Origin of the sequence: Wolbachia endosymbiont (group A) of Cephus spinipes (assembly GCF_964026895.1) — a bacterium.
Lineage (GTDB): Bacteria > Pseudomonadota > Alphaproteobacteria > Rickettsiales > Anaplasmataceae > Wolbachia > Wolbachia pipientis.
Map to the genome: position 1 here is coordinate 292,491 of NZ_OZ034713.1, position 16,980 is coordinate 309,470.

11 protein-coding genes and 1 tRNA gene are annotated in these 16,980 nt (G+C 36.2%); all 12 read left to right on the plus strand.

Annotated features, from left to right (window positions below; translation table 11 throughout):
- Positions 1-1,071 precede the first annotated feature (1,071 nt).
- The 12 genes from rpsL (at position 1,072) to AAGD59_RS01475 (ending at position 16,976) form a co-directional block, all read left to right on the plus strand.
- Positions 1,072-1,446, plus strand: coding sequence for a 30S ribosomal protein S12 (rpsL, locus tag AAGD59_RS01420; RefSeq protein WP_006279787.1), 375 nt, complete (start codon positions 1,072-1,074; stop codon positions 1,444-1,446).
- Between the two features lie 5 nt (positions 1,447-1,451).
- Positions 1,452-1,931 carry a 30S ribosomal protein S7 gene (gene rpsG, locus AAGD59_RS01425; RefSeq protein ID WP_007549313.1) on the plus strand — a complete coding sequence of 160 codons (480 nt, stop codon included), beginning with the start codon at positions 1,452-1,454 and terminating at the stop codon, positions 1,929-1,931.
- Positions 1,932-1,952: 21 nt separating this feature from the next.
- Positions 1,953-4,028, plus strand: coding sequence for an elongation factor G (gene fusA, locus AAGD59_RS01430; protein ID WP_141456828.1), 2,076 nt, complete (start codon positions 1,953-1,955; stop codon positions 4,026-4,028).
- 11 nt (positions 4,029-4,039) lie between these two features.
- Positions 4,040-5,212: an elongation factor Tu gene (gene tuf, locus AAGD59_RS01435; RefSeq protein WP_010962759.1), complete on the plus strand. Its 1,173-nt coding sequence runs from the start codon at positions 4,040-4,042 to the stop codon at positions 5,210-5,212.
- Between the two features lie 13 nt (positions 5,213-5,225).
- A tRNA-Trp gene (locus AAGD59_RS01440) sits at positions 5,226-5,298 on the plus strand.
- A gap of 19 nt (positions 5,299-5,317) precedes the next feature.
- Positions 5,318-5,518, plus strand: a complete 201-nt coding sequence (secE, locus tag AAGD59_RS01445) for a preprotein translocase subunit SecE (protein ID WP_022626186.1) — start codon at positions 5,318-5,320, stop codon at positions 5,516-5,518.
- Entirely contained in the window at positions 5,508-6,344 is an 837-nt protein-coding gene (gene nusG, locus AAGD59_RS01450; protein WP_015588764.1) for a transcription termination/antitermination protein NusG, read from the plus strand. Before secE ends, nusG begins: the two co-directional genes overlap by 11 nt.
- A 2-nt stretch (positions 6,345-6,346) precedes the next feature.
- A complete protein-coding gene (locus tag AAGD59_RS01455; protein ID WP_015588765.1) occupies positions 6,347-6,787 on the plus strand; it encodes a 50S ribosomal protein L11 in 441 nt (146 codons plus the stop codon).
- A 4-nt stretch (positions 6,788-6,791) separates the two neighbouring features.
- On the plus strand, positions 6,792-7,445 hold the full coding sequence (rplA, locus tag AAGD59_RS01460) for a 50S ribosomal protein L1 (protein WP_015588766.1): 654 nt from the start codon (positions 6,792-6,794) through the stop codon (positions 7,443-7,445).
- A gap of 12 nt (positions 7,446-7,457) precedes the next feature.
- Positions 7,458-7,976 carry a 50S ribosomal protein L10 gene (gene rplJ, locus AAGD59_RS01465; protein ID WP_015588767.1) on the plus strand — a complete coding sequence of 173 codons (519 nt, stop codon included), beginning with the start codon at positions 7,458-7,460 and terminating at the stop codon, positions 7,974-7,976.
- 26 nt (positions 7,977-8,002) lie between these two features.
- Positions 8,003-8,404, plus strand: coding sequence for a 50S ribosomal protein L7/L12 (rplL, locus tag AAGD59_RS01470; protein ID WP_015588768.1), 402 nt, complete (start codon positions 8,003-8,005; stop codon positions 8,402-8,404).
- A gap of 58 nt (positions 8,405-8,462) precedes the next feature.
- On the plus strand, positions 8,463-16,976 hold the full coding sequence (locus tag AAGD59_RS01475; protein WP_174516863.1) for a DNA-directed RNA polymerase subunit beta/beta': 8,514 nt from the start codon (positions 8,463-8,465) through the stop codon (positions 16,974-16,976).
- The last annotated feature ends 4 nt before the right edge of the window (positions 16,977-16,980 follow it).

A 16,980-nucleotide genomic window follows, 5' to 3' on the forward strand; every position in this document is an offset into this window, starting at 1 on the left:
GCTTCCAGTTTAGGGTAGCTGCGCTAAATCCCAGTGTCAAGCACGCAGCTGTACGAACATTGCAATTTGCAGATCCAAGTAGCTTGACTACTTGGATCCAGCTAAGTTGGTGAGCATAAAAGTATAGCTAATGCGAGCTTTACGTCATACCGTCACGGTATCTCTAGATTCCGCTAACACGTAGCGGGACGACGAGGTCAGGGTGTCATCCTAGTACCTTCTCCTGTCATCCCAGTGCCCTGACTACTTGGATCCAGGAAAAAGAATGGTGTCATCCAAGTAGCCTCCCTCCCCTGTCATCCCAGTGCCCAGACACTGAGATCCAGAAAAGTTTGCTTGTAAGCAAGCAAACTAGCACAGAAAGTGGTTACAACATTTTCGATGAGATTATATGGAAAACTGGATTCCAGTGTCAAGCACTGGAATGACACCTTCCTGCTCAGTTCATGTTGCCATAAATATTAAGAAATTTACCAAGCAAAAAAAAAGGCAAAAGAAGCCCTAGTCATTGTCTATTTTCAGTATTGGCGTTTTTTAAGTCTTAAACACTGCAATTTAGCTGCTTTTAAATGCAACTCACCTTAGTTTAAATGTTTAAGAAATTTACTAAGCAGAAAAAAAGGCAAAAGATATCCCGTATTAGCTAGTTGTCACTCTCTAATCCTGCAAATTGGCGTACTATACTGTCTTAAACGCTTTATAAGCGCGTTTCAGCTTATATAGGTAAAAACCCAGAAATGTTGTGAAGACGTAAAGTGTGCATAGTGCAAAAAATTAAAAATAAGACGCCAATTACGTAATACTGTTGTCATTTAATCTGCACAGATTGAAGATAAATGAATACCTTCAGTACCATGATAATGGGGCTGGCGAAGGGTGTCAAGTAAGTTTTTTCGTTTCTACTGAATGACAGTTGTGGCTTGGGAGGTAGTGCAAGAAGTCTACTGATGGCTTTCAAGGCAGTTGAGCTTAATTATTAGAGTAGTAATGTTTATTTTTATATTGACTATTGAGGTTTATTATTTTATAACTAAAAACTTAGTTATTTTAATGAGCTTGAGTTTATAACATATGCCTACGATAAATCAATTAATACGTAAGGGTAGATTAGGATTGACCCATAAGAAAAAGGTACCAGCTTTGGGAGAAAGCAACCCTCAAAGGAGAGGTGTTTGCACTAAGGTGTATACTACAACTCCTAGAAAGCCTAACTCAGCACTCCGTAAAGTAGCCAGAGTAAAAATTAGTGGGTATGGTGAAGTGACGGCTTATATACCTGGTGAAGGTCATAATTTACAAGAACACTCTGTTGTTTTGATACGTGGTGGGCGGGTTAAAGATTTGCCAGGTGTGCGTTATCACATAATAAGAGGTGCCCTTGATCTGCGTGGTGTGCAAAATCGAAAGAAAGCTCGTTCAAAATATGGTGTAAAGAAATCTGGTTAAAGTTTATGGCTCGTCGGAATAAAGCAAAAAAAAGAGAAATAAGTCCTGATTCGCGTTACGGCAGTGTTTTGCTGATGCGTTTCATTAATACAATCATGAAATGTGGTAAAAAATCTACTGCAGAAAAGATTATCTATGACGCTTTGTCTTTAGCTGAAAAGAAAATAGGCGAAGGTGGGTTATCAATTTTTGAGACAGCAGTAGGAAATGTTACTCCTTCTATAGAAGTGCGTTCTCGACGCATTGGTGGTGCAACTTATCAAGTACCTGTTGAAGTTCGACAAGATAGAGCGGTTTCTTTAGCGTTAAGGTGGATTGCTAAAGCAACTTCTGCTGCTCGAAAAAAGAGTGGAAAAACCACTGTTGATTGTTTGCAATCTGAAATACTGGATGCTTATAATAAACGCGGTGGTGCGTTTAAGATGTGCGAAGAAAAATATAAAATGGCTGAAGCTAATAAGGCATTTTCTCATCTTCGTTTTTAATGTTAGCTAATTAATTGTGATATGGAAATTGGAATATCTAAATACAGAAATATAGGGATAATGGCTCACATAGATGCTGGTAAGACTACCACAACAGAGCGTATTTTATTTTATACTGGTAAGCAAAATAGAATTGGTGAAGTGCACGATGGTGCAGCTTCTATGGATTGGATGGAGCAGGAAAAAGAGCGTGGTATTACAATCACATCTGCTGCAACAACATGTTTTTGGAATGATCATAGGGTCAATATAATAGACACTCCTGGTCACGTTGATTTCACTATTGAAGTTGAGAGATCTTTAAGGGTTTTGGATGGTGCAGTTGCTGTATTTGATGGAGTTGCTGGAGTTGAACCTCAATCTGAGACAGTGTGGCGTCAAGCTGATAAATATAGCGTTCCTCGTATCTGCTTTGTTAATAAGATGGATAGAATAGGGGCAAATTTTTATCGATGTGTTGATATGATAAAGACGAAGCTTGGTGCAGCACCTTTAGTTATTCATTTACCAATAGGGAGTGAGAAAGATTTCAAAGGTATAATTGACCTTATTTCTATGAAAGCCATTATATGGCAAGAAGAAACGTTGGGCGCTAAATTTTCTTATGAAGATATTCCTTCTGATTTGCTTGATAAGGCTCAAGAATATCGAAATCTTTTATTAGATGCTGCAGCTGAGATGGATGATGAAGCGATGAATACTTACTTTGAGTCTAATGATCTGCCAGTGGATTTACTGAAAAAATGCGTGAGAAATGGGACCATTAAAGGAAAATTTGTTCCTGTGTTATGTGGATCAGCTTTTAAAAATAAAGGCGTACAACCACTTTTAGATGGTGTAGTTGACTTTTTACCTTCTCCTATTGATGTTGATGTAATTGTTGGAATTGATCCTAAAGATTCAGAAAAGAAAATTGAGGTCAAACCTTCAGAAAAAGAGAAATTTGTTGCTCTTGCATTTAAAGTGATGACGGATAAATTTGTAGGCAGCTTGACGTTTATCCGTATTTATTCTGGTAAATTAAAGTCTAAATCTACCGTTTCAAATGCGTTAAAAAACGAAACTGAAGGGATTGGCAGAATGTTACTTATGCATGCAAATAACCGAGAAGATATAACTGAGGCTAGGGCTGGAGATATAGTTGCTTTAGTTGGGCTAAAGAAAACAACCACCGGAGATACTTTATGTTCTGTTGATTTTCCTATATTATTGGAGCGTATGGAATTTCCTGAGCCTGTTATTGAAATTGCTGTGGAACCTAAAACCACTTCAGATCAGGAAAAATTAGGTATTGCTCTAAATAGGTTGGTTGCAGAAGATCCTTCTTTGAGAATGTCAGTAAATGCGGAAAGTGGCCAGACTATATTGAAAGGCATGGGTGAGCTCCATCTTGAGATTATTGTTGATAGAATGAAGCGCGAATTTAACGTTGAGGCTAACGTCGGTGCTCCTCAGGTTGCATATCGTGAAACTATCACTAAATCTGTTGAAATTGATTACATTCATAAAAAACAATCTGGTGGAGCTGGTCAGTTTGCTAAGGTTAAAATAAAATTTGAACCTCTTGAGCCTGGTTCTGGGTTTCAATTTGAAAGTAAAATTGTAGGTGGTGCTATTCCAAAAGAGTATATTCCTGGGGTAGAAAATGGCTTGGAGTTGATAAAAGAAGGTGGTGTAATTTCGGGATTTCCGTTGATTGATTTTAAGGCTACCCTTCTTGATGGTGCTTTTCATGAGGTTGATTCTAGTCCTTTAGCTTTTGAACTTGCTGCTAAAGGTGCTTTTAAAGAGATGGCAAATAAAGCTGGTCCAAAAATGCTGGAGCCTATAATGAAAGTTGAAATCATTACTCCTGAAGAATATATGGGTGATGTTATGGGTGATATAAATAGTAGAAGAGGAAATGTTGCTGATATGCTCGATTTAGGTAATAATAGTAAAATAATTACTGCTTCGGTACCTCTTGCAAATATGTTTGGTTATATCAACGTTTTGCGTTCTATGTCTCAGGGAAGGGCGCAGTATAGTATGCATTTTTCTTGTTATGAGCAAGTGCCACAATATGTGGTTGATGAGTTAAAGTTAGAGTATAATTAAGGGTAATAATTATGACAGCAATAGTGGAAGCATTTGGAAAGCCGCATGTAAATGTGGGAACAATAGGACATGTGGATCATGGGAAGACGACGTTAACAGCGGCGATAACGAAGCATTATGGAAATTTTGTAGCGTACGATCAGATAGATAAAGCGCCAGAAGAAAGGAAGAGGGGGATAACGATAGCAACAGCGCATGTTGAGTATCAGACGGAAAAAAGGCATTATGCACACGTTGATTGTCCTGGACACGCTGACTATGTAAAGAACATGATAGTAGGTGCAGCACAGATGGATGCGGCGATATTGGTAGTGTCGGGGGTTGATGGGCCAATGCCACAAACGAGAGAGCATATATTGCTGGCGAAGCAGGTAGGTGTTGGATATATCGTGGTGTATATAAATAAAGCTGATGTTGCTGATGCTGATATGATAGATTTAGTAGAAATGGAAGTGAGGGAATTACTGAGTAAATACGGATTTCCAGGGGATGAAGTGCCTGTGGTGGTTGGTTCAGCGCTCAAGGCGCTGGAGGATGACAGCAGCGAATATGGAAAGAAATCAATAGACAAATTGATGGAAAAGTTAGATGAATATGTAGCGGTTCCACCAAGGCCTGTGGATTTACCATTTTTATTGCCAATCGAAGATGTATTTTCGATATCGGGGCGAGGAACAGTGGTAACAGGAAGAATAGAGAAGGGAGAGATAAAGACGGGAGAAGAGATAGAGATAATAGGTCTGAAAGCGACGCAAAAGACGATATGCACAGGTGTTGAGATGTTTAAGAAGTTGCTGGATAAGGGAAGTGCAGGACTCAATGTAGGAATATTGTTAAGAGGAACAAAAAGAGAAGAAGTGGAGAGAGGGCAAGTATTAGCGAAACCGGGGACGATAACACCGCATAGAAAGTTTAAGGCGGAGGTTTATATATTAAAGAAAGAGGAAGGAGGAAGGCATACACCATTTTTTGCGAATTACCAGCCACAGTTTTATTTAAGGACAACGGATGTAACTGGGAGCATAAAATTGCTAGATGGGAAGGAGATGGTAATGCCAGGAGATAATGTGAGTGTAGAAGTAGAATTGCAAGTACCGATAGCAATGGATAAGGGATTGCGTTTTGCGATAAGAGAAGGCGGTAGAACTGTTGGTTCTGGTGTTGTTTCTGAAATTTTGGAGTGAGAGTTTGAGTTATAGGAGTGTAGCTCAATTGGTAGAGCGCTGGTCTCCAAAACCAGAGGTTGTAGGTTCAATTCCTATCGCTCCTGCATTAATGTTGTGGTGGAAATGTTAAAAAGTTTGTGTGGTTTTTTCTGTGATATAAAGCAAGAAATACGAAGAATTGCTTGGGTAAAGAAACAGGAGGTGTTGTCATCTCTATTTGTTGTAATGATTGTTATATTATGCTTTTCGATTTTCTTCTGTTTTGTGGATTTTATGTCTCTTTACGTAATTAAGGCTTTATTTGGAATTATTTATGGAATGTGAATATAAATGGTATATCATTAAAGTTGATTATGGATATGAGCAAAACATACGCGAATTGGTAAGTAATGCTGTTTATTTTAAGGAAGTGTTTATTCCTTATCAAACGGTATGTAATTCAAAGTCTGATATAAAAGAGTTATGTGAAGTGTATGTATATATGCATCTGTGTGATGAAAGCAAAAATATTTTGAATCAAACGCCTGGATTCTGTAGTGGCGAATCTGGTGATTTTGAGATGATTTCAGATGATGAGATAAGTTTAAAGTGTAAAGAATTTAATAGATATAAATGGTATATCTTGAGAGTTGCTTCCAATTGTGAAGAGAAAGTGCGCCAACATATATTGGAAAATTCTATGAGATTGGGTGTTAATGATTACTTTAAGGAAGTTTTTATTCCATATGAAGAGCTAAGTGAAATAGAGTTAAAATCTAAGAAAATTGCTACACGAAGGAAATGCTTTCCTGGTTATGTCTTTTTATACGTGAATTTATGCGATGAAGTATTGAATTTTATCAATAATATACCAAAATCTCTTAAGGTTTATGGATTTTTGAAAAATGGTAATATTCCAAAGGTAATTTTGGATGATGAGATTCACTCAATGTGTAATGCACTTTATAATGCTCAAGAGACAAAGAAGTTAGGTTATGGTTATGAAAAAGGTGAAAAAGTGAAAATTAATGATGGTCTTTTTCAAAATTTTACTGGTAAGGTAAATATGGTAAACGATGAGAAAAAAATTATTAATGTGGAAGTATCGATTTTAGGTAAGCCGACAATAATAGAGCTTGATCTGGCTCAAGTAGAGAAAATAGAGGATTAATTATGAGTGTTGTAGTTGCTAAGATTAACTTACTTATGGAAGCTGGAAAAGCAGTTCCAGGACCAAAAATTGCTTCAGTACTTGGTCCGCGTGGTATACCTGTTCCTAAGTTTTGTGAAGCTTTTAATAAAGTTACTAGCGCTGCTAACGCTAATTATAAAGTAGGTGATTTAGTAACAGTGCGAATTTCCATAAAGGATGATCGCTCTCATGATTTTACTGTCAGCGGTCCTCCTGTGGCTTATTTACTTAAGCAGGAAGCTAAATTAAGTAAAGGTTCTGGTAATCCTGGTAAAGAATTAGTGGCTAAATTACCTATGTCTGCTATAATTAAAGTGGCAAAGTGCAAGATGGTTGATATGAAAGTGGATAATGAAGATTCAGCAGTGAAAATGGTTGTAGGCACTGCAAAATCTATGGGTATAGAAGTTGTGGAAGGTTAGGTAAATGAATACATATAATGGTAATCCTAAGCAGTGTTTGGAGAAGATTGTTGAGTCTGCTTCAGCAAAATTTAATGAATCAGTTGATGTTGCGGTCAATCTAGGCGTAGATTCATGTAAATCTGAAGAGCAGGTGCGTGGTACAGTAGTTTTGCCTAAAGGTATCGGGAAGAATATTAAAGTAGCTGTTTTCGCTCAAGATAAACATTTATTAGAAGCTGAAAAAGCTGGTGCTGATATTGCAGGAGGAGAGGATTTAGTTGAAGAAATAAAAAAAGGTAGAAAATTAGATGTTGATTGGTGCATTACTACTCCTGATTTTATGGCAAAAATCACTCCTATTGCAAAAGTATTGGGTGCTAAAGGGCTGATGCCTAACCCTAAATTTGGTACTGTGACTTCTAACATTGCAGAAGCTATTAAAACCATTAAGTCTGGTCAGATAAAATTTAGAACAGATAAAAATGGTGTTATTCATGGTAAATTAGGAAATATTAAATTTGATATTGATGACTTGCTAGAAAATTTAAAAGCCTTTCTTAAAGTAATTAAAGATAATAAACCTATTTCTGTGAAAGGAGTTTACTTTAAGGGTGTTTTTTTAAATTCAACTATGGGTAAAGCTTATAAGATAAGCAAAGTGGAAGATATAATTTAAGGGAGCGATACCGTGAAGCGTAAAAATAAGGATGAATTTATACAGAACACAATAAACGTATTTGTAAATAATGATTTCTTAATATTAGTAAATTTTAAATCTATAAATGCTAATGATTCATTAATCCTGAGGAATAACCTGAAGTCTATAACAGGTGGGGTATTAGTAGTTAAAAATACTCTGGCTCGCTTGGCTTTGGAAAGGACTGGCAAATTTTCTTATTTATCAGGCAAATTTTCTGGTCCTGTTGCTATTATATACTCTAGTGGCATAGTAGAAGCTGCAAAGTTAATAGTTGATTTTGCTAATGCTAACAAAGAAAAAATGTCTGTGATTTGCGCGGCTCATTTAAATGAATTGTTAACAGTGGAAGATGTTAATAAACTGGCTAAGTTGCCTTCTCTGGATGAATTGCGTGTTAAAATTATGCGTTTAATATCTTATGATATTCCTGCTCGATTGGCGTTGTCTATTAATTCATCTTCTATGAGGCTTATGAGAGTTTTGGATTATTATAGTTCTAAAAAATAAATTTATTGTTAAGTAAGGTGGTAATTATGAGTAATGTAACAAGTGATTTGGTTGATAAAATATTATCTTTAAATCTATTAGAGGCTTCTGAACTTGTAAAAGTTCTAGAAGAGAAAATAGGGTTGCCTGCTGGTTCTTTTCTTGGTGGAGCTGTTGGTGCTGGGGCGCCTGTTGGCGATAATGCTGCTGCTCCTGCTGCTCAAGAGAAAGTTGAATATAAAGTTGTGATTAAAGAAATTGATGCGAGTAAAAAAATAGGAGTTATTAAAGCTGTGAGAGAGGTTAATTCTACATTGGGTTTAAAAGAAGCAAAAGAGTTGGTTGAATCTTTACCTAAAGATTTGACTGCTAATGTTCCTAAAGACGAAGCAGAAAAAATCAAGCAAAAACTTATTGAAGCAGGAGCAACTAAAGTGGAGCTTGAATAATATTTAATGTATTAATTTTATATTGATATAGCTCTTTTAATTAGTTTGGGGTATTTTAATGGTTGATTCTTCTTATATGTACGCTTCTGGTGCTTTTGTTCCTAGAGTTTCTTATTCTAGGTCGATTGATTTAAAAGATTCTTTATTGGATTTGGTTAAGGTTCAAAAAGAATCGTATGATTCATTTACTCCTCAGAATAAGGGTAATGAAAGACTTGAAGTTATCTTTCATACAATCTTTCCAATAAATGATCCTTTGCGTAGGGCTACTATTGAGTTTATAAGTTGTAGGGTGGATGATCCTAAGTATGATGAATCTGAGTGTATAAAGCGTGGTGTAACTTTTTCTGCTCAGGTTATTGCTTCTATACGTCTTGTTGTTATGCAGGATGGTATTTCTCTTGATGAATATAAATCGATTAAAGAGAGTGGAGATCATTCTAAACTTGCAACCGTTGTAAAATCTATAGAAGAGCAGAAAGTCCACTTTTGTGGGTTGCCTATGATGACTGATAAGGGCACTTTCATCATTAATGGTGTGGAAAAAGTTATCGTCTCACAAATGCATAGGTCTCCTGGTGTATTCTTTGATAGCGATAAGGGAAAAACTTACAATTCTGGTAAATTGATCTATTCTGCTAGAATTATTCCTTATAGGGGTTCTTGGCTTGATATTGAATTTGATGTTAAAGACCATTTGTATTTTCGTGTTGATAGAAAAAGAAAATTGCCAATCTCAGTTTTATTAAAGGCGTTGGGTTTATCAAATAATGATATACTCGATAGATTTTATGAGAAAATAAAGTATGTAAAACATAAAGATGGTTGGAAAGTGCCTTTTGTTCCTGATAAATTTAAAGGAGTGAGGCTGCCTTTCGACTTAATGGATATTGAAGGTAATGTGCTGCTTAAAGCTAACGTTCGTATTACCTCAAGACTAGCTAAAAAGCTATATGATAATGAATTGAAAGAGTATCTGGTTCCTTTTAATTCTATATGTGGTTTATTCCTCGCAGAAGATTTAATGGATAGTGCTAGCTCTACGAAAATTTTATCTGCTGGTGAATCTATAAAGCTGGAAGACATAAAGAAGCTTGAGTTATTATCTGTAGATGAAATATCAGTGTTGAACATAGATAATTTGTTTGTTGGACCTTATATATTAAATACGCTTTTCTTAGATGAAAACATGTCTTATCAGGATGCACTATATGAAATATATAGAGTTTTGCGTCCTGGTGAAGTTCCTGTTTTAGAGATAGTAGAAGAGTTTTTCCGTAATCTTTTCTTCAGTCCGGAATATTATGATTTGTCTAACATTGGTAGGTTGAAGCTTAACTCTTACCTTGGATTAAATTATGATGAGGATTTAACTGTTTTAACGCATGAAGATATTATTGAAATTGTGAAAAAAATAGTATTGTTACGTGACGGTCAAGGATCTGTAGATGATATTGATCATTTAGGAAACAGAAGAGTAAGATCAGTTGGAGAGTTTATAGAAAATCAATTTAGAACTGGGTTGTTGAAATTGGAACGCGCAATAGTTGATTCTATGTCCACTTCTAGTTTAGATAAAGTTTCTCCATCTGATTTTATTAATCCAAAAGTGTTAACTAATGTCTTAAGAGATTTCTTCAATTCTTCTCAATTATCTCAATTTATGGATCAGACTAATCCGTTATCTGAAATAACACATAAAAGAAGGTTATCCGCGTTAGGTCCTGGCGGTTTAACAAGAGAACGGGCAGGATTTGAGGTGCGTGATGTTCATCCAACTCATTATGGAAGAATTTGCCCTATTGAGACTCCTGAAGGGCAAAATATAGGGTTAATCAACAGCTTAGCTATATACGCGCGTATTAATAAATATGGTTTCATTGAAAGCCCTTATAGAAAAGTAGTCAATAGGGTTGTTACTGATCAAATTGAGTATCTTTCTGCTATAGACGAAGGCTCACATCATATAGCTGACACTAGCGTAAAGCTTGATGAAAATAATTGCTTTGTTGATGACATGCTATACTGTAGATATGCTGGTAGCTTCGTCATGGTAAGTAGCGACCAAGTTAGTTACATTGACGTATCTCCTAAGCAGGTAATATCAGTTGCAGCTTCCTTGATTCCATTTTTAGAAAATGATGATGCTAATAGAGCATTAATGGGCTCAAATATGCAACGTCAGGCCGTACCTTTATTGAAGCCTACCGCTCCTCTGGTTGCTACTGGTATGGAGTCTTTTGTAGCTTCTGGCTCTGGTGCTGTAGTTTTAGCAAAACGCGATGGCATAGTTGATAGTTCTGATAGTAACTCTATAGTTATACGTGCTTTTGATAAAGAAAGGGTTAACTACTTGGACGTAGATATTTATCATCTAAGGAAGTTTCAGCGTTCTAACCATAATACTTGTATTAATCAAAGACCGCTAGTGTGCGTAGGTGATTATGTTAAAAAGGGTGATGTAATAGCTGATGGTCCTGCAATTAACAGTGGTGAGTTGGCGCTTGGTAAAAATTTGCTAGTCGCTTTTATGTCTTGGCAAGGTTATAATTTTGAAGACTCTATTATTATTTCTAGTGAAGTTGTTAAAAAAGATCTCTTTACTTCTATTCATATAGAAGAATTTGACTGTGTTGTACATGATACCCCTTTAGGATCAGAAAAAATAACTCGTGCTATACCTGGTGTTAATGAAGAAAATCTATATCACTTGGATGATAGTGGTATAGTGAAAATTGGTACAAGAGTTGGTCCAGGCTATATTCTGGTAGGTAAAGTTACACCTAAACCTTCTCTTTCATTGCCTCCTGAAACGAAGTTATTAATGACAATTTTTGGTGAAAAGTCATTCGATTGTGCGGATTCCTCTTTATATACATCTCCAGATGTTGAAGGGACAGTAATTGATGTACAAGTCTTTACACGCAGGGGGGTTGAAGAAAATGAAAGGGCATTACTCATCAAACAAAAAGAGATAAATGACTTTGAGGAAGAGCGAGATTATATAATCAATGTTACTAGTGAATATTTCTATGATGAATTGAAGAAACTTCTTATTAATTCTGGTTCTCAAGATCGAGAAAAATTTGACTCTATTGAACGTGAGCAATGGTGGGGTATAGGATTAAAAAACCAATCCATTTCTGAGCAAGTTAAGAGCTTAAAAAAAGATTTTGATGAAAAAGTATCACATGCAATAGCACAGTTTAAGCGAAAAGTAGAAAAATTACATGAAGGTTATGACCTGCCTCAAGGTGTGTCGATGTCAGTAAAAGTTTTCATTGCTGTGAAACATAGTCTGCAACCAGGGGATAAAATGGCTGGTAGACATGGAAATAAAGGTGTGATTTCTCGAGTTGTGCCAGTGGAAGATATGCCTTATTTGGAAGATGGTACTCCTGTTGATATTATTCTTAACCCTCTTGGTGTTCCTTCACGAATGAATGTAGGGCAAATACTGGAAACGCATGTAGGTTGGGCTTGTAGAAAATTAGGGGAAAAGGTAAGTAATATTCTCGATGAGATCAATAAGATCAAAAGTGCTTTTTGCAAGGGAATTAGGTCCCTTAACGATGATAATTTTACACAATTTGCAGTAGCATACCTTGATAATAAAAAAATTGAAAATATTGATGATGATGAAATAACGGCTTCTGTTTTAAATACACCTAATAAGAATGCACTAAATGACGAGTTGAATGAGTTAGTAGAGAACTATTTGAACTCTTGTAAAAGTTCATACAGCAATTTACGTAACTTCCTGATTGAGGTTTATAGCTATGGCAGTAACGTATCTATCTGTAATGATATTCGTAATATTAGTGATAATAATCTCATTGAATTTGCACGCAAATTACGTGATGGCGTTCCTGTTGCTGCACCTGTATTTGAGGGTCCAAAAGATGAACAAATAGCAAAATTATTTGAACTTGCTGGTTTAGATAACTCTGGACAAGCTGTATTATATGACGGTTGCAGTGGTGAAAAATTCGACCGCAAGGTTACAGTTGGTTACATGTACATGCTTAAGTTGCACCACTTGGTTGATGGTAAAATTCATGCGCGTTCAGTAGGGCCTTATAGTTTGGTTACTCAACAACCTCTTGGAGGAAAATCTCATTTTGGTGGTCAGCGTTTTGGTGAAATGGAATGTTGGGCATTACAAGCCTATGGTGCTGCTTATACTTTGCAGGAAATGTTAACTGTGAAGTCTGATGATATTAATGGTAGAGTTAAGATTTATGAATCGATAATAAAAGGTGACAGTAATTTTGAATGTGGAATTCCTGAATCCTTTAATGTGATGATAAAAGAACTACGTTCTTTATGTTTAAATGTAGATTTAAAGCAAAATGATGTAGTGATTGAAGATATATCTCACACTAACATTGCACAACCTTTTAATGAGGTTAGCATATCGATTGCTAGCCCTGAAAGTATTAAGCGTATATCTTGTGGTGAGATAGAAGATGTTTCAACTGCAAATTATCGTACGTTCAAAGTTGAGAAAGGTGGATTATTTTGCCCTAAGGTTTTTGGCCCTGTCAATGACGATGAATGTTTATGTGGAAAATACAAAAAAAGAAGACACAGAGGTCGCATATGCGAAAAATGCGGAGTAGAAGTTACATCTTCTAAAGTAAGAAGAGAAAGGATGGGTCATATAGAGCTTGCATCTCCTGTTGCTCATATATGGTTTTTGAAATCGCTTCCTTCAAGAATTGGAGCATTATTAGATATGTCTCTCAGAGATATTGAGAATATTTTATATAGCGATAATTATATCGTAATAGATCCTCTTGTTTCGCCTTTTGAAAAAGGTGAGATTATTAGTGAAAAAGCTTATAATGAAGCTAAAGATAGCTATGGGATCGATAGTTTTGTAGCTATGCAAGGTGTTGAAGCTATAAGAGAGTTGCTAACGCGCCTTGATTTACATGAAATTAGGAAGGATTTAAGACTAGAATTAGAATCTGTTGCTTCTGAGATAAGAAGAAAGAAAATTATAAAGAGATTGCGTATTGTTGAAAACTTCATTAAATCTGGAAATAGGCCTGAGTGGATGATACTTACAACTATACCTATTTTACCACCTGATTTGCGTCCTTTGGTATCGCTTGAGAGTGGTCGTCCTGCAGTTTCTGATCTGAATCATCATTATAGGACTATTATTAATAGAAATAACAGGTTGAGGAAATTGTTGAGCTTAAATCCTCCTGAGATTATGATTCGTAATGAAAAAAGGATGTTACAAGAAGCAGTTGATTCTCTTTTTGATAATAGTCGTCGTAATACTTTGGTAAATAAAGCTGGTGCTGTTGGATATAAAAAGTCCATTAGTGATATGTTAAAAGGAAAACAGGGTCGTTTTCGCCAGAACCTCTTAGGAAAAAGGGTAGACTACTCTGGACGTTCTGTAATAGTTGTTGGTCCAACTTTGAAACTAAATCAGTGTGGATTACCAAAAAGAATGGCTCTTGAACTATTCAAACCTTTTGTTTACTCAAAGCTTAAGATGTATGGTATGGCTCCAACTATTAAGTTTGCTAGTAAGTTGATAAGAGCAGAAAAACCAGAAGTTTGGGATATGCTTGAAGAGGTAATAAAAGAGCATCCTGTTTTGTTGAATAGAGCGCCTACGCTACATAGACTTGGTATTCAGGCTTTTGAGCCAATCCTTATTGAAGGCAAAGCAATACAGCTTCATCCGCTTGTCTGTACGGCGTTTAATGCTGATTTTGATGGTGATCAAATGGCAGTGCATGTGCCAATTTCATTGGAAGCTCAGCTTGAAGCTAGGGTGTTGATGATGTCCACTAATAACGTTTTAAGTCCTTCTAATGGCAGACCGATTATAGTTCCTAGTAAAGATATAGTACTTGGTATATATTATCTGACTTTACAAGAACCTAAGGAAGATAATTTACCATCTTTTGGTGCTTTTTGTGAAGTTGAGCATTCCTTGAGTGATGGTACTTTACATATTCATTCTAGTATAAAGTATAGGATGGAGTATATTAATAGCAGCGGTGAAACTCACTATAAAACTGTTTGTACAACTCCTGGCCGTTTAATATTATGGCAAATTTTTCCTAAGCATGAGAATCTAGGCTTCGATCTAATAAATCAGATATTAACAGTCAAGGAAATAACTGGTATAGTTGATTTGGTATATCGTAACTGTGGTCAAAGTGCTACAGTGGCATTTTCTGATAAATTAATGGTACTTGGCTTTGAGTATGCCACATTTTCTGGTGTCTCTTTTGGTCGTTGTGATATGGTTATACCTGAAACTAAAGCTACACATGTTGATCACGCGAGGGGTGAAATTAAGAAATTCTCTATGCAATATCAAGATGGGCTAATAACTAGAAGTGAGAGGTATAACAAGGTTATAGATGAATGGTCTAAGTGTACGGATATGATAGCTAATGATATGTTAAAAGCAATATCTATATATGATGGAAATAGTAAGTACAACTCAGTGTATATGATGGTTAACTCTGGTGCAAGGGGTTCTACTTCACAGATGAAACAGCTAGCAGGAATGCGAGGGCTCATGACCAAACCTTCTGGTGAGATTATAGAAACACCTATAATTTCTAATTTCCGTGAAGGATTGAACGTATTTGAATACTTTAATTCTACTCACGGTGCGCGTAAAGGTTTAGCTGACACTGCACTTAAAACTGCAAACTCTGGATACTTAACTCGTCGTTTAGTTGATGTATCTCAAAATTGCATAGTTACAAAGCATGACTGTAAAACAAAAAATGGTCTTGTTGTGAGAGCTACAGTTGAAGGAAGTACTATAGTTGCATCTCTAGAGAGTGTTGTGCTGGGTAGAACAGCTGCAAATGATATATATAACCCAGTGACAAAAGAATTATTAGTAAAAGCAGGGGAATTAATTGATGAGGATAAAGTAAAGCAAATCAGCATTGCAGGTCTTGATGTTGTAAAAATTAGATCGCCTTTAACTTGTGAAATAAGTCCTGGTGTATGTTCTTTATGTTATGGAAGAGACCTTGCAACTGGTAAAATTGTTTCAATAGGTGAAGCAGTTGGTGTTATAGCTGCTCAATCTGTTGGAGAGCCAGGTACTCAGTTAACGATGCGTACTTTTCATATAGGTGGAGTAATGACTAGAGGCGTTGAATCCTCGAATATTATAGCTTCTATTAATGCTAAAATAAAGTTAAACAATAGTAATATAATTATAGATAGAAACGGAAATAAAATTGTGATAAGCCGTTCCTGTGAAGTCGTGTTGATTGATAGCCTTGGTAGTGAGAAGTTGAAGCACAGTGTACCTTACGGCGCTAAGCTTTATGTAGATGAGAGTGGGTCAGTAAAAATTGGCGATAAAGTTGCGGAATGGGATCCTTATACATTGCCTATTATCACGGAGAAGACTGGTACAGTGTCTTATCAGGACTTAAAAGATGGAATTTCGATCACTGAAGTGATGGATGAATCTACAGGAATATCAAGCAAAGTAGTAAAAGACTGGAAATTGCATTCTGGTGGAGCTAATTTACGTCCTCGTATTGTGCTGCTTGACGATAATGGTAAAGTAATGACACTCGCAAGTGGCGTTGAAGCATGTTATTTTATACCAATCGGTGCAGTGCTCAATGTACAAGATGGCCAGAAGGTTCATGCAGGTGATGTTATTACAAGAACACCAAGAGAGTCAGTTAAAACTCGTGATATTACTGGTGGTTTACCGAGGGTTATAGAGTTATTTGAAGCACGTCGTCCTAAAGAGCATGCTATTGTTAGTGAGATAGATGGCTATGTAGCGTTTTCTGAAAAAGACCGTAGAGGAAAATGCAGTATATTAATTAAACCTGTAGATGAACAAATTTCTCCAGTTGAATATTTGGTATCAAGAAGTAAGCATGTAATAGTCAATGAAGGTGATTTTGTACGTAAAGGTGATCTATTGATGGATGGTGACCCTGATCTCCATGATATTTTACGTGTGCTTGGGTTAGAAGCTTTAGCGCACTATATGATTTCTGAAATACAGCAAGTTTATAGATTGCAGGGTGTTCGTATAGACAATAAGCATTTAGAGGTGATCTTAAAACAAATGCTACAAAAAGTGGAAATTACTGATCCTGGTGATACTATGTACTTGGTTGGCGAAAGCATTGACAAGCTGGAAGTTGATAGGGAAAATGATGCTATGAGTAACTCTGGCAAACGGTCTACTCATTATCTTCCTATTCTGCAGGGGATTACTAGGGCAAGTCTTGAAACTAGCTCCTTTATTTCTGCTGCCTCTTTCCAAGAGACAACAAAAGTACTTACAGAAGCAGCATTCTGCGGGAAGAGTGATCCTTTAAGTGGATTAAAAGAAAATGTTATAGTAGGAAGATTAATTCCTGCTGGTACAGGTTTGATTATGAATAAGATCAGAGCACTTTCACTTTGTGATAATGTGGATAAATATGAAAAATATTTTGATATTGAAACTTATGACGAGGAATGGTTGATGGATAATGGTTGTCATTTACACTCTGGTGAGGAAGAGAGCGTAGTGGCATACGATCAGTCGAATTGAGTAC